Annotated in this window: 1 protein-coding gene; it reads right to left on the reverse strand. The window is 41.7% G+C overall.

What is annotated here, in order from left to right; genetic code table 11:
• Nucleotides 1–240: hypothetical protein (locus FN960_RS24710; protein WP_221936877.1), on the reverse strand; the 240-nt coding region annotated here is incomplete at both ends.

Here is a 240-nt window from a genome sequence, read left to right on the forward strand (position 1 = left end):
TTTTTGCGGTAAGCTGATGACGCGCTAGTGCATTGAGTCCCATCTTTTTAAGTTTATGGGAGATTTTACCCATGACTTTGATCTGACCGAATGCAGTCGCGTAGGTAATCATATTGCTCTGGATAGAGCTCATTTCATCGGCTAGTAATTGCGCACGCACATCCTCTTCAAGAATACTGTCCATAGCGATGTATTTCATACCCCACATAGTTTCAATTAACATTTGAGGGAAATCAGCAA

It is taken from the genome of Alkalicoccobacillus porphyridii, assembly GCF_007293315.1.
Lineage (GTDB): Bacteria > Bacillota > Bacilli > Bacillales > Bacillaceae_D > Alkalicoccobacillus > Alkalicoccobacillus porphyridii.